The sequence below is a fragment of the Actinophytocola xinjiangensis genome (genome assembly GCF_001921215.1).
Lineage (GTDB): Bacteria > Actinomycetota > Actinomycetes > Mycobacteriales > Pseudonocardiaceae > Actinophytocola > Actinophytocola xinjiangensis.
Window position 1 is genome coordinate 274,632 of record NZ_MSIF01000003.1, and the last position, 21,071, is coordinate 295,702.

The window sequence follows — 21,071 nt, forward strand, 5'->3', positions numbered from 1 at the left end:
GCGCGGAGAGGAACGGATCAGGGGAACGTCAGCGGAACAGACGGGCCGGCACGGCGTCGGCGAGCGCCCGGTAGCCGGTGGGATTGAGGTGCAGGTGGTCCCCGTCGTCATAGGCCGGGTTCAGCCGCTCGGGGTCGGCCGGATCCCGGGACGCCCGGTCGAAATCGACCACCGCGTCGAACCGGCCGCTGGCGCGGATCCAGTCGTTGACCGTTCGCCGGGCGGCGGCCCGGTGACCGGCCGGGTCGTCGTAGCCCTCGTTGCCACCGAAGGGAAGCAGGGTCGCGCCGTAGACCGTGATCCCCTGGGCGTTGGCGCGGTCGATGATCTGCTCGTACCCGGCGATCAGGTCCTCGGCCATCGCCTTCTGCGCGGCCTCGGTCGCCGGCGCGACCCCCAGGTCGTTCACCCCGTGGAACACCAGCAGCCAGCGGACGCCGCTGCAGGCCAGCACGTCCCGGTCCAGCCGGGCCAGCGCGTTGGGACCGAGACCGTCGGCGAGCACCCGGTTCCCGCCGGCCGCCTGGTTGAGCACCGCGACCCCGGCGGTGCGCCGGTCGGCGTGCAGCCGGTCGAGGAGTTGGTCGGGCCAGCGGTTGTTCCCGTTGGTCGTCGAGCCCCGGCCGTCGGTGAGCGAGTCGCCGAGCATGACCAGCCCGGCGGTCCCCCGCCCGGACAGCACCTCGACGCCGCTGAGCAGGTACCAGTGGTCGGTGGGGGTCGCGCCGGGCAGCGCCGGGTCGGCGACGTGGTTGCCGGCCAGCAGGTGCGAGGTGGTGCGTGAGCCGGGGTGCGAGGTCAGGGCGGTGGAGGCCTGACCGTCGGCGAGGTACACGGTCACCGTCAGGTTGGTCCGGGGGGCGAGCCGGAAGGCCAGCGGGTCGGACACCATCTGCGCGCCGACCGGGACGTCCACGGCCGCGCGGCCGGCGAAGGTCACCGGCCGCGCGGTGCCCGGCCGGATCCCGGCGACGCCGGCCCGGCCGCCCTCGGGCAGTGCCACCGAGACGGCGGTGATCGGCAGGACTGCGCCGCCGAAGGCGTTGGAGAAGCGCAGCCGCACGCGCTCGCCGCCGACCGAGACCCGCACGGTCTGGCGCAGCGTGGCGTCGGCCAGCACGACGTCCTCACCGGTGAACGGCGGTGGCGGCATGTTGTGCGGCTCGGTGAGCTGCGGCATCGCCGTCCAGGTGTTGACCCAGTGACCGCGTTGCGCCGGCGCGGCCGGGTCGTGGTCGCCGGTGGCGGACCCGGTGGCGTGGGAGACCGTGCCGACGGCGGCGGTGAGCAGGACGACGGCGACCAGGATGAGGACTGACGATCTTCTGCGCACGGGCGCACCCTTTCCCCGGTCCGAAACTTTCGGAATATCGTCGGTAGTTTCATCAAATTAGAGGGTCGCCTACCCGGGGGTCAAGAAACTGTCGGTGGGGTGGGCGAGAATGCCCGGCGTGGGTGTCCAAGACCGCCAGTTCCTCCGCATGGTCAACCGGCTCGCCGAGGTCGAGCAGACCTCGGCCCGTGACTACACCTCGTTCAGCGTGCGTGGCCGCCGGTTCGGCTACCACTGGCCACGCACCAGAACCGTCGGTCTCAAACAGACGCTGTCCGAGCAGGCCGCACTGGTCCAGGAGCGGCCCGACGTGTTCGAGATCCAGTTCACCGCCGGCGGCTTCGGCTGGGTGGTGGTGCACCTTCCGGGAATCGACGCCGACGAGCTGACCGAACTGGTCTACGAGGCCTGGCGGCTGTCCGCCCCGGAGCAGCTCGCCGAGGAGCATCCGCTGCGGTAGCGCGCTTGACCCCCGTCGAAGCCCGATCGTATGGTCGGTGTTCCACTGTACGAATCCCGTTCCGTCTCACGGCACACGGATCACCGCACACGGACGCTCGGCGGGGGACGCGATGACGCACGCGCTGGAGCACCTGACGGTCATCGATCTCACCCAGGTGATGGCCGGACCCTTCTGCTGCCAACTGCTCGGCGACCTCGGCGCCGACGTGATCAAGGTCGAGCCGCCCGACCGGGGCGACGCCACCCGCGAGTCGACCGGCCACCGCCTGCCCGGCGGCGAGAGCGCCGCGTTCGTCGCGGTCAACCGCAACAAGCGGGGCATCGCGATCGACCTGCGCACCCCCGCCGGGCTGGCCGCCTTCCACCGGCTGGTCGCCTCGGCCGACGTCGTCGTGGAGAGCTTCCGGCCGGGGGTCGCCGCCCGGCTGGGGATCGACTACCCGACACTGCGCGGCCTCAACGACCGGCTCGTGTACGCGTCCATCTCCGGGTTCGGCCAGACCGGCCCGTACGCCACCCGCCCCGGCTACGACCTGATCGCCCAGGCCATGTCGGGGATCATGAGCGTGACCGGCGAACCGGGCGGGCCGCCGGTCAAGTCCGGGGTGCCGGTCGCCGACCTGTCGGCCGGGCTGCTGTGCGCGGTCGGCATCCTCAGCGCCTGCCTGGCCCGCACGGTCACCGGCCGGGGCCAGGCCGTGGACACCTCGCTGTACGACGCCGCCCTGGCGATGTCGGTCTGGGAGACCGCCGAGCTGTGGGCCACCGGCCGCGCGCCCGGCCCGCTGGGCTCCGCGCACCGGATCAGCGCGCCCTACCAGGCCTACCGCACCCGCGACGGCCACCTCACCGTCGGCGCCAACAACCCCCGCCTGTGGCAGCGGTTGTGCGCCGTACTCGACCGGGCCGACCTGCTGGCCGACCCGCGCTTCGCCACCAACGCCGACCGCAACGCCCACCGCGCGGAGCTGGCGGCGGAACTGGAGGACACCCTGTCCGAACGCGACACCGAGGACTGGTGCCGGATGCTGCTCGACGCCGGGGTGCCGGCCGGGCCGATCCGGGACCACGCCCAGGCCTGCGCCGACCCGCACACGCTGGCGCGGGAGATGGTGGTGGAGATGGACCACCCGGTGGCCGGCACCGTCCGGGCACTCGGGATCCCGGTCAAGCTCAGCGACACCGCCGGCACGGTCCGCCGGGTTCCGCCGGGCCTGGGCGAACACACCGACGAGGTCCTGGGCGCCCTGGGCTACTCCACCGCCGAGATCGCGTCCCTGCGCACCGAGGGAGCCGTGCGGTGACACCGGCCGACGTCCTCACCGAGTTCACCGGCGCCGTCGCCACGCTCACGGTGAACCGGCCCGCCGCGCGCAACGCGATGACCATGCCGATGTACGCGGCGCTGGCCGAGTTCTGCGAGCGGGTCGACGACCACCAAGACGTGCGGGTGGCGGTGCTGCGCGGCGCGGGCGGGACCTTCGTCGCCGGCACCGACATCAACCACTTCCGGGGATTCACCGCCGAGGACGGCCTGGCCTACGAGCGCACGGTCGAGGGCGTGCTCGACCGGCTGCAGCGGATCCGGGTGCCGACGGTCGCGGTCGTCGACGGCTACGCCACCGGCGGCGGGCTGAGCATCGCGGCGGCCTGCGACCTGCGGTTGTGCACGCCGCGCGCCCGGTTCGGCCTGCCGATCGCCAGGACACTGGGCAACTGCGTGTCGATGCCGACCTACGCCCGGCTGGCCGGGCTGATCGGCGCGGCCAACACGCTACGGCTGGTGCACCTGGCCGACTTCGTCGACGCCGAGCAGGCGCTGGCGTCGGGGCTGGCCACCGAGGTCGTCGCCGAGCAGGACCTCGAAGAGCGGCTGGCCGCGCTGTGCGAGCGGCTCGCCGGCCACGCCCCGCTGACCATGCTGGCCACCAGGACGGCGCTGCGCCGGCTGCGGGAACACGACCTGCCGCCGGACGAGGACCTGGTGGCGATGTGTTACGGCAGCGAGGACTTCGCCGAGGGGGTCACCGCGTTCCTGGACAAGCGCCCGCCGCGCTGGCACGGCAGGTGAGCGGCTCAGGGGCGGTGGCCCAGCGTCGCGCTGACCCGCCGCGCGGCCTCGGTCACCAGCACGCCGTAGGTCTCGCGCAGTTCGGCCGGCATCCGGCTGCCCGGCGCGGACACCGACAGGCTGGCCGACACCCGCCCCTGCGCGTCGAAGATCGGCGACGCGACGGCGGTGATGTCGGTGCGCCACTCCCCCACGTTCGTGGCGTAGCCGCGTCGGCGGACACGGTCGAGCTCGGTGTCGAACTCCGCCCAGTCCACGATGGTCCGCTCGGTGTGCCGCGCCAGCCGCCCGCCGAGGAGGTCCCGGACCTCCTGGGGCGAGCGGTGGGCGAGCATCGCCTTGCCGTTGGACGAGCCGTGCAGCGGGACCGTGCTGCCCAACGGGATGACCGCGCGGATCGGGTGCTCGGTCTCCACCCGCTCGATCAGGACCGCACGGTCGTCCTGGAGCACCATCAGGTGCGCGGTCTCGCCGGTCTCGCGGCGCAGTTCGCGCATCATCGGCAGCGCGGCGTCGCGGACCCCGAGGTCGGCGATGGCGCGCTGACCGATGTGCAGTGCCCTGGTGGTGAGCACCCAGCGGGTGGTCTCGGCGCCGTCCGGGCAGATCCAGCCGGCGGTCCACAGGGTCCGCAGCGCCCGCTGCACGGTGCTCTTGGGGAGCCTGAGCGTGCGGGACAGGTCACCGACACCGGCCGGCTGCGCGTAGGCGACCTCCTCCAGCACCCGGAAGGCGGTGAGCACGGTGCGCATTCCCTCACTCATCCCGGCAGTGTAAGGAGTACCGGCTCACAGCCAGCCCGGCAACACGAAGATCGTCCAGGCCAGTACCGGCGCGACGACGATCATGCTCAGGCCCCAGATCATCAGCCCGCGGAACACCCGGTCGCGCACGTCCTCGGGGCTGCTGGCCACGGTCAGCGCACCGCTGGTGGAGAACGGCGAGGAGTCGACCACCGACGACGAGATCGCCAGCGCCACGATCAGCCCGACCGCGCCGACCTGCCCGGTGAGCAGGAACGGCACCGCGAGCGGGATCAGCGCGCCGAGGATGCCGGTGGTGGACGCGAACGCCGACACCGCGCCGCCGATCAGGCAGATCACGAACGCGGCCAGCAGCGGGACCCCGATGTCGGCGACGCTGTCGCCGAGCATCTCGATGGTGCCCTGGCGTTCCATCAGCGCGACGTAGGTGACGACCCCGCAGATCAGCAGCACGGTCGGCCAGGCGACCGCCGACACCGCGACCTTGGTGTCACGCGGGAACAGCACACAGATCACCGTGGCGATGCTCAGCGACAGCAACCCGACGTCGATGTCGAACCCGAGCGCGACGACCACCAGGACCACCAGCCCGGTCAGCGTGACGACCCGCTGCGCGTTGAGCGTGGTGGCCCCGGCCAGGGTCGTGGTGCCACCGGAGCCACCCGGCTCGGTTTCCGGAATGTCCTCGGCTCGCCGGCGCAGCAGTTCCCGACCTCCGAAGAGCACGAACACGACAATGCTCAGCGCCAGGTTGAACGCGAACGATCCGAGCCACAGCAGAATGGGGTCACCGGGCAGTTCACTGCGTTCCACGACACCGTTGGTGATCACCCCGAACACGCCGATCGGCGAGAACCCGCCGGCGCTTCCGCCGTTGATGATCAGCAGGCCCATCAGCATCGGGTTGATGCGGTGGCGGACGGCGAAGGTCATCCCGACCGGCGCCATGATCGCGACCGCGCCGGGGACCACGGCACCGACCGTGGTGAGCAGTGCGGTGACCGCGAACATCACCCAGGGGATCAGTGCGATCCGGCCTCTGACAAGACGAACGCCCATGTGGATCAGCCAGTCGACCGTGCCGTTGGCCTTGGCGAGGCCGAACAGCAGGGTGACGCCGACCAGCACGACGAACAGGTCTCCCGGAAAACCGGAGAACAGTTCGTCCTCGCCTTCTGCGAAGACGATGGTGCCCACCAGGAACGCACCGAGGAACGCGACGGCTCCCATATTCACGGAGCGAACGGTGGCCAGCAGAACAATGAGAACCAGTACGACAATGGAAACAATTTGTCCGGTCACAGTGGATCTCCCCGAGGCGACGACGACTCGCGAGAACGAACGAAGTATGACCTGACTCACAATTGCTAGTCAATAGATTTCCAGAACCGACAGGAGTTGGCGATGCCATACCCGGCCGGACGGCATTACCTGCAAATTCCCGGTCCGACGAACGTTCCCGAGCGGGTGCTGCGCGCGATCGCCGCCCCCACCATCGACCACCGGGGCCCGGAGTTCGCGACCCTGGCCACCGAGGTGCTCGCGGCGCTGCGACCGGTGTTCGGCACCACCGGGCCGGTGGTGACCTACCCGTCCTCGGGCACCGGCGCGTGGGAGGCGGCGCTGGTCAACACCCTCTCCCCCGGCGACCGGGTCCTGGCCTACGAGACCGGCCACTTCGCCACCCTCTGGCGAGACCTCGCCGTCAGCCTGGGACTGCGGGTCGACCTGGTGCCCGGCGACTGGCGGCACGCCGCCGACCCGGCGGTGATCGCCGAACGGCTCGCCGCCGACACCGCGCACGAGATCCGCGCGTTGTGCGTGGTGCACAACGAGACCTCGACCGGTGTCACCAGCCCGGTGGCCGCGATCCGCCGGGCGATCGACGAGGCCGGGCACCCGGCACTGCTGCTCGTGGACACCGTGTCCTCACTGGGTTCGATCGACCACCGGCACGACGAGTGGGGTGTGGACGTCACGATCTCCTGTTCGCAGAAGGGGTTGATGCTCCCGCCAGGCCTGGGCTTCAACGCGGTCAGCGAGAAGGCGTTGCTGGCGGCCGAGAACGCTCGGCTACCCCGGTCCTACTGGGACTGGCGGCCGATCCTGGCGGCCAACGAGCGCGGCCACTTCCCCTACACCCCACCGACGAACCTGCTGTACGGCCTGCGGGAGAGCCTGGCCATGCTCGCCGAGGAAGGCCTGGACCAGGTGTTCGCCCGGCACCGCCGGCACGCCGAGGCGACCAGGTCGGCCGTACGCGGCTGGGGCCTGGAGGTGCTCTGCCTCGACGAGCACGCGCACTCCGCCACGCTGACCGCCGTACTGGTCCCCGAGGGCCACGACGCCGACAAGGTCCGTGCGCTGGTCCTCGACCGGTTCAACCTGTCGCTGGGCACGGGCCTCGGCCGGCTGGCCGGACGGGTGTTGCGCATCGGCCACCTCGGCGAACTGGGCGACGTGTCCCTGGCGGGCACCCTGTCCGGGGTGCAGCTCGGTCTGGAACTGGCCGGTGTCCCGGTCGACCCCGGTGGGATCACCGCCGCGCTGCGGGTGCTGGCGGCGGCGTGATGGACGAGCTGGAGCACCGGCTGCGGGCCGAGATGTCCGGCGAGGTCGCCTTCGACGACTACACCCGCCAGCTGTTCGCCCGCGACGCCAGTATGTACGCGATCACCCCGCGCGGCGTGGTGTTCCCGCGCGACGCCGACGACGTCGCGGCGGCCGTCGCGCTCGCCGGTGAGCACGGCGTGCCGGTCGTGCCGCGCGGCGCGGGAACGAGCCTCGCCGGGCAGACCGTGGGCCCCGGGCTGGTGCTCGACCTGTCCCGCCACCTCAACCGGATCACCGAGCTGGACCCGGAGGCGAAACAGGCCCGCGTCGAGCCGGGCGTGGTGCAGGACCAGCTCAACCGGGCGGCGGCCGGCCACGGGCTGATGTTCGGCCCGGACACCTCGACCAGCAACCGCGCCACCCTCGGCGGCATGATCGGCAACAACTCCGCCGGCAGCGGCTCGGTGCGCTACGGCATGACCATCGACCACGTCCACGAGCTGGACGTGGTGCTCGCCGACGCCTCCCGCGCCCGCCTCGACGACACCGAACAGTCCACTTCGGACAGTCTGGCTGGGCGGATCCACCGTGGCCTGCGGGAGATCCTGGCGACCGACCGGGACGCGATCGCCACCGGTTTCCCCGCGTACTGGCGCCGGGCAGGCGGCTACCGGCTCGACCGGCTGGCGGGCGAGTTCGACCTGGCGCGGTTCGTCGTCGGCTCGGCGGGCACGCTGGCGGTGACCACCAGCGCCCTGGTCGGGCTGGTCGAGCGCCCCCGGCACACGGTCATCGCCGTCGGCCACTTCACCTCCACGACCGCCGCCATCGAGGCCACCGGCGACGCGCTGGCCTGCGACCCGGCCGCCGTCGAACTGATGGACCGCACGATCCTGGACCTGTCCCGCCAGCGGCCCGACTACGCCGCCCTCGGCACGATCCTGGACGGCGACCCGGACGCGCTGCTGTTCGTCAGCTTCCGTGGCGACGACCGGCGGGCGCTGACCGGGCAGCTGGAGCGGCTGACCTCGTTGTGGCGCAAGCACCACCACGGCTACCACACGCTGGCGGCGGTCACCGACGACCAGCAGGCGGCGCTGCTCAAGGTCCGCAAGTCCGGTCTCGGGCTGCTGATGGCCGCCAGCACCGGCACCCGCCGGCCGCTGGCCTTCGTCGAGGACACCGCCGTCGACCCCGAGCACCTGCCCGAGTACACCGCCCGGTTCGCCGCCATCCTGGAGCGGCACGGGCTGCGCGCCGGCTTCTACGGCCACTGCTCGGTCGGCTGCCTGCACGTGCGCCCGTTCGTCGACCTGACCGAGCCGGGCGGGGTGGCGACCCTGCGCGCGGTCGCCGAGCAGGTCCGCGACCTGGTCCGCGAGTACGGCGGGGTCAACTCCAGCGAGCACGGCGACGGCCTGGCCCGCAGCGAGTTCAACCGCGAGCTGTTCGGCGACGCGCTGTACGAGGCGATGCGCCGGGTCAAGCGGCTGTTCGACCCGGACGGCACGCTCAACCCCGGCAAGATCGTCGACGCGCCGGCGATGACCGAGCACCTGCGCGACCCGGCGCTGCCGCCGGCCCGCCCGCTGCGCACCCGGCTCACCTTCGAGGTGACCGACCTGCGCGCGAACGCCGACCGGTGCATGAACATCGGCCTGTGCCGCAAGGAGGACACCGGCACGATGTGCCCGTCCTACCAGGCGACCCGCCGGGAGGAGGACTCCACCCGGGGCCGGGCCAACGCGCTGGTGCACGCGCTGTCCCAGCCTGATCCGAAGCGGGCGCTGGGCGAGGACCGGCTGCACGAGGTGCTCGACCTGTGCCTGATGTGCAAGGCCTGCCGCAGCGAGTGCCCGCTGGGGGTGGATCTGGCCAAGCTCAAGAGCGAGGCGCTGGCGCGGCGCCACGACCTGCACGGGGTGCCGTCGCGGTCGCGGATCTTCGCCGGGATCCGCACGCTCAACCGGCTCGGCTCGGCCACCGCGCCGCTGTCGAACCTGCCCGGCCGGCTGCGCCCGGTGCGGGCCCTGCTGGAACGCCGCCTGGGCATCACCGCGAGCCGGCCGCTGCCCCGGTTCCGGCGGCGCACGCTGACCTCCTGGTTCCGCCGGCACCGGCCGGCGCGCGCGGACGCGCCCCGGGGCCCGGTGACGATGCTCGCCGACTCGTTCACCACGTTCACCGAGCCGGGGGTCGGCCGGGCCACTGTCGAGCTGCTCGAACTGGCCGGCTACCGGGTGCGACTGGCGGCGAAGGGCTGCTGTGGCCGGGCGAGCCTGTCCAAGGGACTGCTCGACGACGCCCGGGACAAGGCCGCCGCGCTGGTCGCCGACCTGGCCGGCTCGCCGGGGCCGGTGGTCGGCTGTGAGCCGTCGTGCCTGCTGACGCTGCGCGACGAGACGCTCGCGCTGCTGCCGGCCGACCCGCGTGCCCGTGCGGTCGCCGGTCGGGTGCGGCAGGTCGAGGAGCTGCTGGCCGAGGCCATCGACGCCGGTGACCTGCCGCTGGCCGAGGAGTCGCCGGTCGCCGGCCGGCGGATCGTGTTCCACGGGCACTGTCACCAGAAGGCCGACGTTGGCACGGCGGCGACCGTCGGGCTGCTGCGCCGGATCCCGGGCGTGGAGGTCGTCGAGCTGGACGCCGGCTGCTGCGGGATGGCCGGCTCGTTCGGCTTCGAGGCCGAGCACTACGCGGTGTCGATGACCATCGGTGAGAACCGCCTGTTCCCGGCGGTGCGCGCCGAGCCGGGGTCGACCCTGCTGGCCGCGACCGGGGTGTCCTGTCGTCAGCAGATCGGGCACGGCACCGGGCGGCGCGCACGGCACCCGGTCGAGCTGGTCCTCGCCGCGACCGAACTGTCCACAGAGGACTTTCTGGATTAATCGGGCGCCACCCGGTCGGGTGATTGTCCACGGGTGATTCCGTTCCCACCAACGGGTTCCGGGCCGATCGTCGGATCGAACGGGCAACGTTTCACCCGTTCCGGACGACTGATTCCGCGGAGGCCGATGTGGAGGAATCATGACGCTGGCACTGTCCGACCTGGTCGAGGAGCTCAAGACGCTGCGCAAGGGCCGAGGGGTGTTCGTCCGCCGGATCGACGAGCGGGTGGGCGCCGTGCTGCGCCGGGTGTGCGCGGTGACCGAGGACGACAGCCCGGCCGAGATCCGGCGCAAGGTCTGCACCCGCCTGGAGAACCTCGCGCGGAGCCTGCCCGCCGACCTGCGGGTCGCGGTGATGGCCGCGTTCGCCATCTCGCCGGACGCGCGGCTGCCGCTCTACCAGGACCGGGTGAGCTGGGCGGCCAGGAAGCTCAACCGCAACCCGCGCACCGCCCGGCGGCGTATCGACGACGGCATCCACCACCTCGCGCAGCTGGCGGCGGTGAGCGACCCCGCGCCCGCCGCCCGCCCGCCGTCGTGGCGGATCGCCGAACTGCGGGCGGCGATGGCCCTGGACCGGGACCGCCCCGAGGTGATCCAGTACCGCCGGATCGTCGCCGGGACCGACGGGCAGACCGAGTTCGACCTCGCGGTCACCGCCCCGTCACCGTCGGGCGTCGAGGTGGACCTGTTCCACGGCGGCACACTGGTCGACCGGGGCCGGGCTGCCAGCGACCGGTTCGGCTTCACGCTGGTGCTGCCCCGGCCGCTGGCCAGGGGCGAGGCCCACGACTTCGCGCTGCGTCTGCGGCTGCCCGACGACACACCGATGCGCCCGCACCTGGCGTGCGTACTCACCTACCCGTGTGACCTGCTGGACCTGCGGGTGCGGTTCCACCGCGACCGGCTGCCGGGGACCGTGCGGCTGCTGCGCAAGGCGTTCCAGCGCGACATCGACGACGTGGTCCCGCCGGCCGAGGAGGTGTCGGTGGACCACGCCGGTGACTGTCAGGTGCGGTTCCGTGACGTCACCGCCGGGATGGCCTACGGCCTGCGCTGGGACCGGCACTGACCTGGCCGGGTGACCCCGCACAGGCTTCGCTCAGGTTCGGCGGGCACACTGAGGTGGATGTTCATGCCGCTGGTGCGGAACCGCCCCACCCTCCCGACCGTCACCAACAGGCCCGGCAGGCGCGTCCCCGCGACCGTCGCCGTGCTCACCCTGCTGGTGTCCGCGACCGTGCTGGTCAACCTGGTACTGCCCGGGTGGGCGTACCCGGTGTGCGGGCTGGTCGTCACCGGGGCGCTGGTGGCCGTGGCGCGCTGGTCGGGCCTGCGGGCCGGCTGCATCGGCCTCGATCCCCGGCACCTGCGGCGCGCGGCGTTCTTCGGCCTGGTCGGCCTGGCGGCGATCGCCGTGGCGTTCGGCGTGGCGGTCGCCGTGCCCGCGCTGCGGGACCTGTTCGGCAACGGGCGCCTGGACACCCTGGGCATCGGCACCTTGCTGTGGGTGACGCTCATCCGTATCCCGCTCGGCACCGTGCTGATGGAGGAGATCGCCTTCCGCGGCGTCCTGCCGGCGCTGCTCGGCGCCGGCGACCGCTGGCGCTGGCGCCCGGTGCTCGGCGCGGCGGCGCTGTTCGGCCTGTGGCACGCGCTGCCGTCGCTGGCGCTGGTGGAGAACGCGGCCATCGACTCGGCGTTCGGTGGGGTGCCGATCCTGGTCGTGTCGGTACTGGCGATGCTCGGGGCCGCGCTGGCCGGGGTGGCACTGCACTGGTGGCGCCACACCGGCCGGGGGCTGCTGGCGCCGATGCTGGTGCACCTGGCGACCAACTCGGGCGGGGTGCTCGTCGCGTGGTGGCTGCTCATCCAAGGGTGAGCGGTATCGCCTCGGCGATGGCGGCCATGCCGGCGTCGTTGGGGTGCAGGTGGTCCCCGCTGTCGTAGGCGGGCCGCAGCCGCAACGGGTCGGCCGGGTCACGCAACGCGACGTCGAGGTCGACGACCGTGTCGTAGGTGCCGCTGGTCCGCAGCCACCGGTTCACGGCCTGGCGCTTGGCCTCGTTCTCCGGGGTGTGGAAACCGAGCGTGTCTCCCTTGAACGGCAGGATCGTGGCGCCGTGGATCCGCAGCCCCGCCGCGTGCGCCCGGACCACGAGTTGGCGGTGCGCGCCGATGATCTCCTCGGCGGTGACCGTCTCGCTCTCCGGCGCCGTCGTGCCAGGGTGCCCGAGATCGTTCACCCCCAACAGCACGATCACATCGGAGACACCCGACTGGGCGAGCACGTCCCGATCGAACCGGCGCAACGCGCTGTCCCCGAAGAACGCCGCGAAACTCTCCGCGTCGCTGCCCGGCGGTGGGTTGGGATCGTGCAACAGCCGGTTGCCGGCCACCCCGAGGTTCAGCACCGCCGACCGGGACCGGTCGGCATAGAGGTCCGGCCACCGGTGGTTGGCGTTGAGATCGGTCTCGAACCCGTTGGTGATCGAGTCCCCGAGCGCGACGACCGCACCGCGATCGGCGGTCCGCACACTGACCGAGGACAGGAAGTACCACGCGGTGATGGTCCGGTCGGCCACCACCGCCCGCTCCCCCGCCACGTTCCCGGCGGCGACGACGTTCTCCTGGATCGCGAAGTTGTGCATGCTGGTGACCGGTGTCCGCTCGGGCAGGTACACGCTCACCACCAGGTCACCGTCCGCCGGCACCCGCAGCCGGACCGGATCACTGACGATGGGCGCCCCGGCCGGCACGCTCACCGACCGCCGCCCGCCGAACGTGATGCCCCGATCGGTGCTCGCGACGATGTCGGTCCCACTGGTGCCCGCCCGCCGGGCGAGACGCACCTCGCCGATGCGCAGGGCGGTCCTGCCGAACTCGTTGGTCAGCCGCAGCCGCACCGAGTCACCGCCGACGCTGACATGCACGACCTGCCGCACGGTCTCGTCGTCGACGACGGGCGTGGCGACCGCCGGGGTCGCGGTGGGCACACTCGCCCAGGTCCCCACCCAACCCACCGAGGCCGGTGGTGACGCGGCCGGCACGGAGGCGGCCCCCGACACCAGCCACCCGGCCACCAGCGCAACGACGAGAACCACCAGAACCGGACCACCGCGGGCGGTACGGGACATCGACGCCTCCGAAAGTTTCGCCGTAGTTCCGGAATCAAGGCTAGGCAGGCTCTCGGAACCACGTCAACGCCCAACCGGCGCAACAGCCGCCCTCACCCGGGAGTTGACCCGAAGGGTGTTTCGGGATGGCTCTACTGGCCGAAGGAGTGGCAGCCGCCGCACGGCGGCCGCACGTCAGCGAACGCCACCTGCGCAACGTCGTCGCCGACGGCGTCGGCCTGTCACCCCAACACGTCGCCCCGATCGACCGGGTCCGAACCGTGCTGGCCCACGCCAGGGCCCGCCTCGCGTCCGACGCCGGCTACTACGACCAGTTCCACCTGACCGTCGAGTTCCGCCGGCTCATGGGCGCCCCGCCCCGGCCGCGTTCCGGCCGCGACGAACTGCCCGCCGCCACCCTCTGGCACCGGCGACGGCTAGGCCTTCGGCTTCTTCAGGGCGTCGGCGATGGCGCCGGCCACCACGAGCACTCCGACGACCGGGATGAACAGCCACCACAGGCCGGCGAAGATCGTCAGCAGGACCGCTGCCGGTACGCCGACGATCAGCGCCAGTCCCGCCACGGCCTCCGCGGCGGCCTGGCCTCCTGTCGGCGCCAGTTCGTTCTTCGCGCGTTTTCCCGTCGGGTCCCGGACCAGCTGACCGGCTCGCCGCACCAGTTCGCCGGGCGAGGTGGCCGAGCTCAGGTCGGGGTGGGGCGCGGGAAGGTCGGTGAACAGCTCTTCCAGCTCCCCGCGCGTTCGCGCGTCGATCGCTCGGGTGCACCGCTGCTCGTACTCCGGCAGTTCGAGACGCCCGGTCGACAGGTGCTCACCCAACGTGGCAACGGCCTCGTCACGTTCAGCGTTGCTGATCCGGATCTCGGCGTCGGCAGCCTTCCCCATGCAGGAGATTGTAGAGCCCAGACCTCTTTTGTTGTTGATCATCAAAAGTATGTTCCAAAAGAGAGAAAGCATGCAATACTCCTGACCGAAGTCTCCCTCCTCCCCCACCCGCCCCCCAGGAGCGGGCCGTCGCGGCGTGGCCGCGCAGAAAGGTGCGGAAACCCATGGCAGACACCACCAACAGACCCTCCGGGATGACCAGGCGTGACGTCTTCCGGGCCTCGGCCGGCGCCGCCGCCGTACTCGGGGCCGCCGGCCTTCCGGTGCTGGCCACGGCCACCCCAGCTCTCGCCGACCGGGGTCAGGCCGGGCATGGTCACGGACGCGGGCTGCGGGTCGAACCGCTCGTTCCCGACCGCAACCGGGGGATCATCCTCTACAGCGTCCGGGACCGGATCACGGCCGCGCCCGACGACAGCGGCGTCCCCTACGGCTTCGAACGCGTCCTCGCCCGGCTCGCGGAGATCGGCTACCGGGAGATCGAATTCGCCGGCTACACCCAGCACACCTCCCTCCTCGGCCGGCAGATCACCCCGCGCGAGATCCGCAGGATCCTCGACGACAACGGTCTGGTCGCCAACGGCACGCACACCCAGATCAACCCGGACACCTTCACCCAGCAGATGGACATCGCCGAGGAACTGGGGATGCGCAACATCGGCACCGGGTCCGACCCCACCAACAGCTCCTACCGCACCGACTGGGACGCCGCCGCCGACACCTGGAACGAGCTCGGCCGCCGCGCCCGTGCCCGCGGCCTGCGCCTCTACACCCACAACCACGACGCCGCCTACAACTTCCTGCTCGACGCCGGCCCCACCGACGCCGACGGCCGGCCCACCCGCTCGAGCGGCACCCGGCGCCTGGAGTACTTCTTCGACAAGACCGACCCGCGCTACGTCTTCTTCGAGATGGACGTCTTCTGGGCCTACGTCGCCCGGTTCAAGCACCACACCTACACCGACCGGCACGGTCGCGCCCGCACCGACCTGTTCGACCCGATCCTCACCGTCGCCCCGCGCACCACGCGCTTCCCGCTGTTCCACGCCAAGGACGGCAACAAGAACCCGGCCGTACCCAACGGGCACGACATGGTGCCCCTCGGCGAGGGCGACATCAACTTCCAGCAGTTCTTCCAGACGATCGGCGAGCAGGACTTCCACCACGCCAACTGGGAGCAGGACAACGCCCCCGGCGGCACCGCCGTCCCCGGCCAGTCGCTCGACTTCGCCGCGCGGAGCTACACCAGCATGTCCGAGCTGACGATCTACCGCCGCTGAGCCGCTGGACGGCACAGCAGGCCAACGACGGCGACGGCCGGCCCCGATGTCAGCGGGGCCGGCTGTTTCCGTTACGTGACAACGACATTTCCGCAATGTTCAACGGACTCTTGACCTTCCGGGCGCGCAGACCCTAAGGTTCTGCCAGTCATAGGACGTCCCATGTCCTATCTCGTGGCACAGGAGGCGCGAGTGTCCAGAAATCGGTCCGGACTCGGTCAGGCCATCAACCGACGGGACATGCTGCGGCTCACCGGGATCGCCGGTGTCGCGGCCGCGTTCACCAGCAGCCTCGCCGCGTGCGGCGGGCCGGCCTCGACGAACGCCACCGGCGACTCCACCGAGTCGATCACCGCGGTCATCGGCTACGGCAACAACCAGACGTGGGACCCGCTGCAGACGGCCTCCGCGTTCTCCATGGCCGCGATCCTGCACTGCTACGAGTCGCTTGTGGAGGGTGACCCGATCACCCGGGAGCCCTACGCCGGACTGGCCAAGGCACTGCCGGCCGACGTCAGCGGCACCAGCTTCACCTTCGAGTTACGCGACGGCGCCACCTGGCACGACGGCAAGCCGGTCACCGTCGACGACGTCGTGTTCACCTACACCAGGGCACTGGACCCGAAGGAGAACGTGCTGGTCCGCACGTTCTTCGACGGCTGGCTCCAGGAGGTGCGCGCGGCCGGCGAGAAGTCCGTCGAGTTCGTCCTGAGCAAGCCCTTCCCCTACGCGCTGCACCGCATCCAGACGGTCAAGATCGTTCCCAAGCACGTGTTCGACGGCAAGTGGGACGACGCCATCGCCGGCAAGGTCGTCGGCTCCGGACCGTACAAGGTGGTCGAGCAGGCACCGCTGTCCCACACCCGCTTCGAGCGCTTCGACGACTACAACGGGCCTAGGCCCGGCGTCTACAAGACGATGCTGTGGAACTCGATCGTCGACGCCGCGCCCCGGGTCGCCAAGATCTCCGGCGCCGAACCGGCCGCGCAGATCGTGGAGAACATCCCGCCGGCCAACGCCGCACAGCTGGAGGCCGACGGCCGCACGGTCGAGTTCGCCGACGGCGGCAACAACCTGTGGCTGATGTTCAACACCACCCACGCGCCCTACGACAACAAGCTGGTCCGCCAGGCGCTGCACCACGCGATCGACAAGGACAAGCTGATCGAGGTCGGCCTCAAGGGCAAGGGCACGGCCGGAGTCTCGTTCATCAACCCCAACCTGGACACCGCCCAACCCGCGGCCAACGACCTGGCCTACGACCCCGGGAAGGCCAAGGCGCTGCTCGCCCAGGCCGGGGTCACCGGACTGAAGGTCACCCTGTCCACCTCGAACACCACGCTGGTCGCCGACTGCGTGAACGTGATCAAGGAAGGCTGGGACGCCATCGGTGTTCCGACCACTGTGGACACCCAGGACACCAAGGCGCTGTTCTCCAAGCTGGACAGCGGGTTCGATTTCCAGGTCGTGGCCACCACGCAGAACGCCGAGCAGTTCGGCAACGACCCGGACCTGCTCATCCGCTACTACTACGCCGGTGCCGGTGTGGCCGCCAAGTACTCCCGGTGGACCGGCGGCGACGCCCAGGCGCTGCTGGCCCTGCTCGACGAGGCCGCCTCGGAGACCGACGACGACGCCCGCGCGCCGCTGACCAAGCAGATCCTCGACACGCTGGCCGACCAGGCGGTCGTGTACCCGATCGTGTTCACCCACAACGGAACCGCCTGGGACACCACGACGCTGTCCGGTGTGCGCGCCCAGGGCTACCCGGGCATCAACCTGAACCAGGCCGAGCCGGTCGCGTGACGGGGAGCGCCCGGTGATCGTCCTGCGGATGCTGCTCGGCCGCGTCCTGTCGCTGATCCCGTTGCTGCTCGGGGTGGCGCTGTTCGTGTTCGTGGTGATGCGCTTCGCGCCGACCGACCCGGCGCTGGCCGCGTTCGACGGCGCGAACGCCTCGCAGGAACAGCTCGACCAGTTCCGGCGGGAGAACGGGCTGCTCGACCCGTGGCCGGTGCAGTACTTCCGGTTCGTCGCCCAGCTGGCCCAGGGTGACTTCGGCACCAGCCTGATCGGCAAGCAGCCGGTGGCCGACATCATCGCCACCGCGCTGCCGCTGACCGTGCAGCTGACGCTGCTGGGCCTGCTGATCGCGATCGTGCTGTCGGTGGCGCTCGGCGTGGTGTCGGCGGTCTTCCGGGACCGCTGGCCCGACCAGCTCATCCGGGTGGTCACGCTGGCCGGGGTCGCGGCCCCGGCGTTCTGGATCGCGCTGCTGCTCGTGCAGTGGCTGGCCGTCGGCGAGGGCCTGTTCCCGACCAGCGGCTACGTCAGCATGAACGACTCGTTCTCCGGCTGGCTGAACTCGATGACGCTGCCGGCGGTGTCGCTGGCGATGCCGGTGGCCGCGCAACTGACCCGGGTCATCCGCACATCGATGGTCGAGGAGCTGGACAAGGACTACGTACGCACCGCGCGCGGCGGCGGGCTGCCGCCGGTGGTCGTGGTGGGGCGCAACGTCCTGCGCAACGCGCTGATCACCCCGCTGACCGTGCTCGGCCTGCGGCTGGGCTACCTGCTCGGCGGCGCGGTCGTCATCGAGACGATGTTCGCGCTGCCCGGAATGGGGCAGAACATGATCCAGGCCGTCCTCGACGGCGACAGCGCGAAGGTCCAGGGCTTCGTGATCACGATCGCCATCGGGTTCGTGCTGGTCAACCTGATCGTCGACGTGCTGTACCTGATCGCCAACCCGCGCCTGCGGAGCCACACGTGATGCGCCGGCGGCTCGTGGAGCGGCTGAGCCGACCGGGCGGGATCCGGTTCCGGCGGCTGGGCCTGACGTCCTGGGTGTCGCTGGCGGTGCTCGCGCTGCTGGCGCTGGCCGCGGTGTTCGCGCCGCTGATCAGCGAACACGACCCGTACCTGCTGGGCGCGGACGTCGCCGGGCCCGACGGGGACCACTGGTTCGGCACCGACGCGTCGGGCCGGGACATCTTCTCCCGGCTGATGCACGGAGCGCGCTGGTCGCTGGCGATCGGTCTCGGCGCGACCCTGCTGGCGCTGGTCTCCGGCGCGATCATCGGCGCGATCGCCGCGACGTCCGGGCGCCGGATCGGCGAGGCGATCATGCGGGTGCTCGACGTGGTGATGGCCTTCCCCGGGATCGCGCTGGCCGCGGTGCTGGTGGCGGTGTTCGGCCGGGGACTGCTGGTGCTGATCCTGGCGCTGGGGTTCCTGAACATGCCGTCGGTGGCCAGGGTCGTGCGGGCCAACGTGCTGGCCCAGTACAGCGAGGACTACGTCGCCGCTGAGCGGATCATCGGCGCGAAACGCGGCTACATCCTGCTGCGGCACATCGCGGTGAACTGCGCCGCGCCGGTGCTGGTGTTCTGCACGGTGATGGTGGCCGACGCGATCGTGTTCGAGGCGTCGCTGTCGTTCATCGGCGCCGGCATCCAGCAACCCGACCCGTCGTGGGGTTCGGTGCTGGCCAACGGCAAGGAGCTGGTGCTGACCGGCGGCTGGTGGGCGACGCTGTTCCCCGGCCTGATGATCCTGGTGACCGTACTGGCGCTCAACGTGCTGTCCGAGGGCATCTCCGACGCGTGGGCCAGGCCATCGGCGCGTCGGGCACGGGCCGGGAAGGCGGCCAAGGAGGCGGCCGAGGCACCGGCCGACACCGCGCGGCGGGTGGAGCCGGTACTGCCGATCGAGGGCCTGCGGGAGGCCGGGAGCCGGCTCGGCGCGCGGGCCAGGGACCTCACCGGCCGGGAGACCGTGCTCGACGTCGAGCACCTGGCGATCTCCTTCCGGGACCGGCACGAGGGCGTGCGGGTGGTCGACGACGTGTCGTTCTCCGTGCGCTCGGGCGAGGTGCTGGGTCTGATCGGCGAGTCGGGGTGCGGCAAGACGCTGACCTCGCTGGCGGTGATGGGCCTGCTGCCCGACAGCGCGCGGGTCAGCGGCCAGGTTCGTTTCGCCCAGCGCGACCTGCTGGCACTGAGCGCCCGCCAGCGGCGCCGCCACCTCGGCCACGACCTGGCGATGATCTACCAGGACGCGCTCAGCTCGCTGAACCCGGCGATGACGATCCACTCCCAGCTCAAGCAGTTCACCCGGCGCGGCGGCACCCGCACCCCGGTCGAGCTGATGGAGCTGGTGAACCTGGACCCGGAGCGGACGCTGCGCGCCTACCCGCACGAGCTGTCCGGCGGGCAGCGCCAGCGGGTGCTGATCGCGATGGCGCTGTCCCGCGACCCCCGGCTGATCGTCGCCGACGAGCCGACGACCGCGCTGGACGTGACCGTGCAGGCGCAGATCATGCAGCTGCTGCTCGGGTTGCAGGAACAGCTCGGGTTCGCGCTGGTGCTGGTGTCCCACGACCTGGCGCTGGTGTCGGAGATCGCCGACCGGGTCGTGGTGATGTACGGCGGACAGGTCGCCGAGACCGGCACGATCGCCCGGGTCGTCGGCGCGCCGCGCCACCACTACACCCGGGGCCTGCTCAGCGCGGTGCTCTCGCTGGAGGAGAACGCGGCGCGGTTGACCCAGATCAAGGGTGTGGTGCCCTCGCCGGCGGACTTCTCGCCGGGGTGCCGGTTCGCCGACCGGTGTCCGGCGGCGCGCTCGGTGTGCCACACGGATCCGCCGGTCCGGGACGGCGACACGGTGACCCATCTGGTCGCCTGCCACCACCCGGCGCGGGTGGACGCGGAGGTGGTCGCGCCGTGACCGCGTTGCTGGAACTGGACCAGGTGCACGTGGTGCACCGCACCCGTGGCGCCCGGCTGTTCGGCCACGACAGCGTGTACGCGCTGACCGCCGCCGACCTGGTGCTGCGCGAGGGTGAGACGGTCGGGGTCGTCGGAGAATCGGGCTGCGGGAAGTCGACGCTGGCGAAGGTGGTCGTCGGGTTGCAGCGGCCGACCGGCGGCACCGTGCGGTTCCGCGGCGATCCGCTGTGGGAGATGGACGCCGCCCAGCGGGCCGGGCGGTTCGGCCGGGACGTGGGGATGGTCTTCCAGGACCCGACGACCGCGCTCAACCGGCGGCTGTCGGTGGAGATGATCATCCGTGACCCGCTGGACGTGCACCGCGACGGCACGCCGGCCGAACGAGCCGACCGCGTGCGGGAGCTGATGTCGCTGGTCGGTCTGCCGGACAGCGTCGCCGACGCGGTCCCGGGCCAGCTCTCCGGCGGTCAGCGCCAGCGGGTGGCGATCGCCCGGGCGCTGGCGCTGCGCCCCGCGCTGCTGGTGGCCGACGAGCCGACCTCGGCGCTGGACGTGTCGGTCCGCGCACAGATCCTCAACCTGCTGATCGACCTGCGGGAGCGGCTGGGGCTGGCGATGCTGTTCGTCTCCCACGACATCCAGACCGTGCGGAAGATGAGCGACCGGATCGTCACGATGTACCTCGGGCGCATCGTGGAACAGGCGCCGGCCTCGGCCGTGCCGGACGGCACGCACCACCCGTACATGCGGGCGCTGTTCTCGGCCACACCGAGCCTGCGCCACGACGTCGAACCGATCATCCTCACCGGGCCGGTGCCCTCGGCGACCCGCCCGCCCAGCGGCTGCGGGTTCCGCACCCGCTGTTGGAAGGCCACCGACGAGTGCGCCGCCGACGTCCCGCCGCTGTCCACCCCCGCACCGGGACACACCTACCGCTGCATCCACCCCGAGTCGTAGAGGACGGTC

The 21,071-nt window shown here is 71.6% G+C and carries 17 protein-coding genes; 12 read left to right on the top strand and 5 right to left on the bottom strand.

Annotation, left to right across the window (positions count from 1 at the left end; all coding sequences use genetic code 11):
• Nucleotides 1-28: 28 nt before the first annotated feature.
• Nucleotides 29-1,333 (bottom strand): SGNH/GDSL hydrolase family protein, encoded by a 1,305-nt coding sequence (locus BLA60_RS09045; RefSeq protein ID WP_154814229.1) that lies wholly within the window; start codon nt 1,331-1,333, stop codon nt 29-31.
• A 109-nt stretch (nt 1,334-1,442) separates the two neighbouring features.
• Here BLA60_RS09045 and BLA60_RS09050 point away from each other — a divergent pair, with 109 nt between their 5' ends.
• The 3 genes from BLA60_RS09050 (at nt 1,443) to BLA60_RS09060 (ending at nt 3,866) form a co-directional block, all read left to right on the top strand.
• Complete coding sequence (locus BLA60_RS09050) at nt 1,443-1,793, top strand: MmcQ/YjbR family DNA-binding protein (protein ID WP_075132336.1); 351 nt, start codon at nt 1,443-1,445, stop codon at nt 1,791-1,793.
• 112 nt (nt 1,794-1,905) lie between these two features.
• Entirely contained in the window at nt 1,906-3,099 is a 1,194-nt protein-coding gene (locus tag BLA60_RS09055; protein ID WP_075132337.1) for a CaiB/BaiF CoA transferase family protein, read from the top strand.
• Nucleotides 3,096-3,866, top strand: a complete 771-nt coding sequence (locus BLA60_RS09060; protein ID WP_075132338.1) for an enoyl-CoA hydratase/isomerase family protein — start codon at nt 3,096-3,098, stop codon at nt 3,864-3,866. Before BLA60_RS09055 ends, BLA60_RS09060 begins: the two co-directional genes overlap by 4 nt.
• Before the next feature lie 5 nt (nt 3,867-3,871).
• Here the strand turns inward: BLA60_RS09060 and BLA60_RS09065 are convergent, their stop codons facing one another.
• Together BLA60_RS09065 and BLA60_RS09070 are read right to left on the bottom strand one after the other, a co-directional pair.
• Nucleotides 3,872-4,630 carry an IclR family transcriptional regulator gene (locus tag BLA60_RS09065; RefSeq protein ID WP_211288652.1) on the bottom strand — a complete coding sequence of 253 codons (759 nt, stop codon included), beginning with the start codon at nt 4,628-4,630 and terminating at the stop codon, nt 3,872-3,874.
• Between the two features lie 24 nt (nt 4,631-4,654).
• A complete protein-coding gene (locus BLA60_RS09070) occupies nt 4,655-5,932 on the bottom strand; it encodes an SLC13 family permease (protein ID WP_075132340.1) in 1,278 nt (425 codons plus the stop codon).
• Nucleotides 5,933-6,034: 102 nt separating this feature from the next.
• Between BLA60_RS09070 and BLA60_RS09075 the strand changes: the two genes are divergently transcribed.
• The 4 genes from BLA60_RS09075 to BLA60_RS09090 all read left to right on the top strand — a co-directional run bounded on the left by BLA60_RS09075 (nt 6,035) and on the right by BLA60_RS09090 (nt 11,950).
• Nucleotides 6,035-7,201 (top strand): pyridoxal-phosphate-dependent aminotransferase family protein, encoded by a 1,167-nt coding sequence (locus tag BLA60_RS09075; protein WP_075132341.1) that lies wholly within the window; start codon nt 6,035-6,037, stop codon nt 7,199-7,201.
• The gene (locus tag BLA60_RS09080; protein WP_075132342.1) at nt 7,201-10,068 is read left to right on the top strand and encodes an FAD-binding and (Fe-S)-binding domain-containing protein; all 2,868 of its coding nucleotides are present in this window, start codon (nt 7,201-7,203) and stop codon (nt 10,066-10,068) included. The genes BLA60_RS09075 and BLA60_RS09080 overlap by 1 nt, the downstream gene beginning before the upstream one ends.
• Before the next feature lie 139 nt (nt 10,069-10,207).
• A complete protein-coding gene (locus BLA60_RS09085; protein ID WP_084734770.1) occupies nt 10,208-11,140 on the top strand; it encodes a hypothetical protein in 933 nt (310 codons plus the stop codon).
• A 63-nt stretch (nt 11,141-11,203) separates the two neighbouring features.
• Nucleotides 11,204-11,950, top strand: a complete 747-nt coding sequence (locus tag BLA60_RS09090; RefSeq protein WP_154814230.1) for a CPBP family intramembrane glutamic endopeptidase — start codon at nt 11,204-11,206, stop codon at nt 11,948-11,950.
• Here BLA60_RS09090 and BLA60_RS09095 read toward each other — a convergent pair.
• Together BLA60_RS09095 and BLA60_RS09100 are read right to left on the bottom strand one after the other, a co-directional pair.
• The gene (locus tag BLA60_RS09095) at nt 11,937-13,172 is read right to left on the bottom strand and encodes an SGNH/GDSL hydrolase family protein (RefSeq protein WP_211288653.1); all 1,236 of its coding nucleotides are present in this window, start codon (nt 13,170-13,172) and stop codon (nt 11,937-11,939) included. The two genes, BLA60_RS09090 and BLA60_RS09095, sit on opposite strands and share 14 nt — an antisense overlap.
• A gap of 449 nt (nt 13,173-13,621) precedes the next feature.
• Entirely contained in the window at nt 13,622-14,089 is a 468-nt protein-coding gene (locus BLA60_RS09100) for a DUF1707 SHOCT-like domain-containing protein (protein ID WP_075132345.1), read from the bottom strand.
• Between the two features lie 164 nt (nt 14,090-14,253).
• Between BLA60_RS09100 and BLA60_RS09105 the strand changes: the two genes are divergently transcribed.
• The 5 genes from BLA60_RS09105 (at nt 14,254) to BLA60_RS09125 (ending at nt 21,062) form a co-directional block, all read left to right on the top strand.
• Nucleotides 14,254-15,369 carry a sugar phosphate isomerase/epimerase family protein gene (locus BLA60_RS09105; RefSeq protein WP_075132346.1) on the top strand — a complete coding sequence of 372 codons (1,116 nt, stop codon included), beginning with the start codon at nt 14,254-14,256 and terminating at the stop codon, nt 15,367-15,369.
• A 192-nt stretch (nt 15,370-15,561) separates the two neighbouring features.
• The gene (locus BLA60_RS09110) at nt 15,562-17,175 is read left to right on the top strand and encodes an ABC transporter substrate-binding protein (protein ID WP_084734772.1); all 1,614 of its coding nucleotides are present in this window, start codon (nt 15,562-15,564) and stop codon (nt 17,173-17,175) included.
• A gap of 13 nt (nt 17,176-17,188) precedes the next feature.
• Nucleotides 17,189-18,145 (top strand): ABC transporter permease, encoded by a 957-nt coding sequence (locus BLA60_RS09115; RefSeq protein WP_245811893.1) that lies wholly within the window; start codon nt 17,189-17,191, stop codon nt 18,143-18,145.
• Nucleotides 18,145-20,103 (top strand): dipeptide/oligopeptide/nickel ABC transporter permease/ATP-binding protein, encoded by a 1,959-nt coding sequence (locus BLA60_RS09120; protein ID WP_075132591.1) that lies wholly within the window; start codon nt 18,145-18,147, stop codon nt 20,101-20,103. Before BLA60_RS09115 ends, BLA60_RS09120 begins: the two co-directional genes overlap by 1 nt.
• A complete protein-coding gene (locus BLA60_RS09125) occupies nt 20,100-21,062 on the top strand; it encodes an oligopeptide/dipeptide ABC transporter ATP-binding protein (RefSeq protein ID WP_075132348.1) in 963 nt (320 codons plus the stop codon). Before BLA60_RS09120 ends, BLA60_RS09125 begins: the two co-directional genes overlap by 4 nt.
• Nucleotides 21,063-21,071 lie beyond the last annotated feature (9 nt).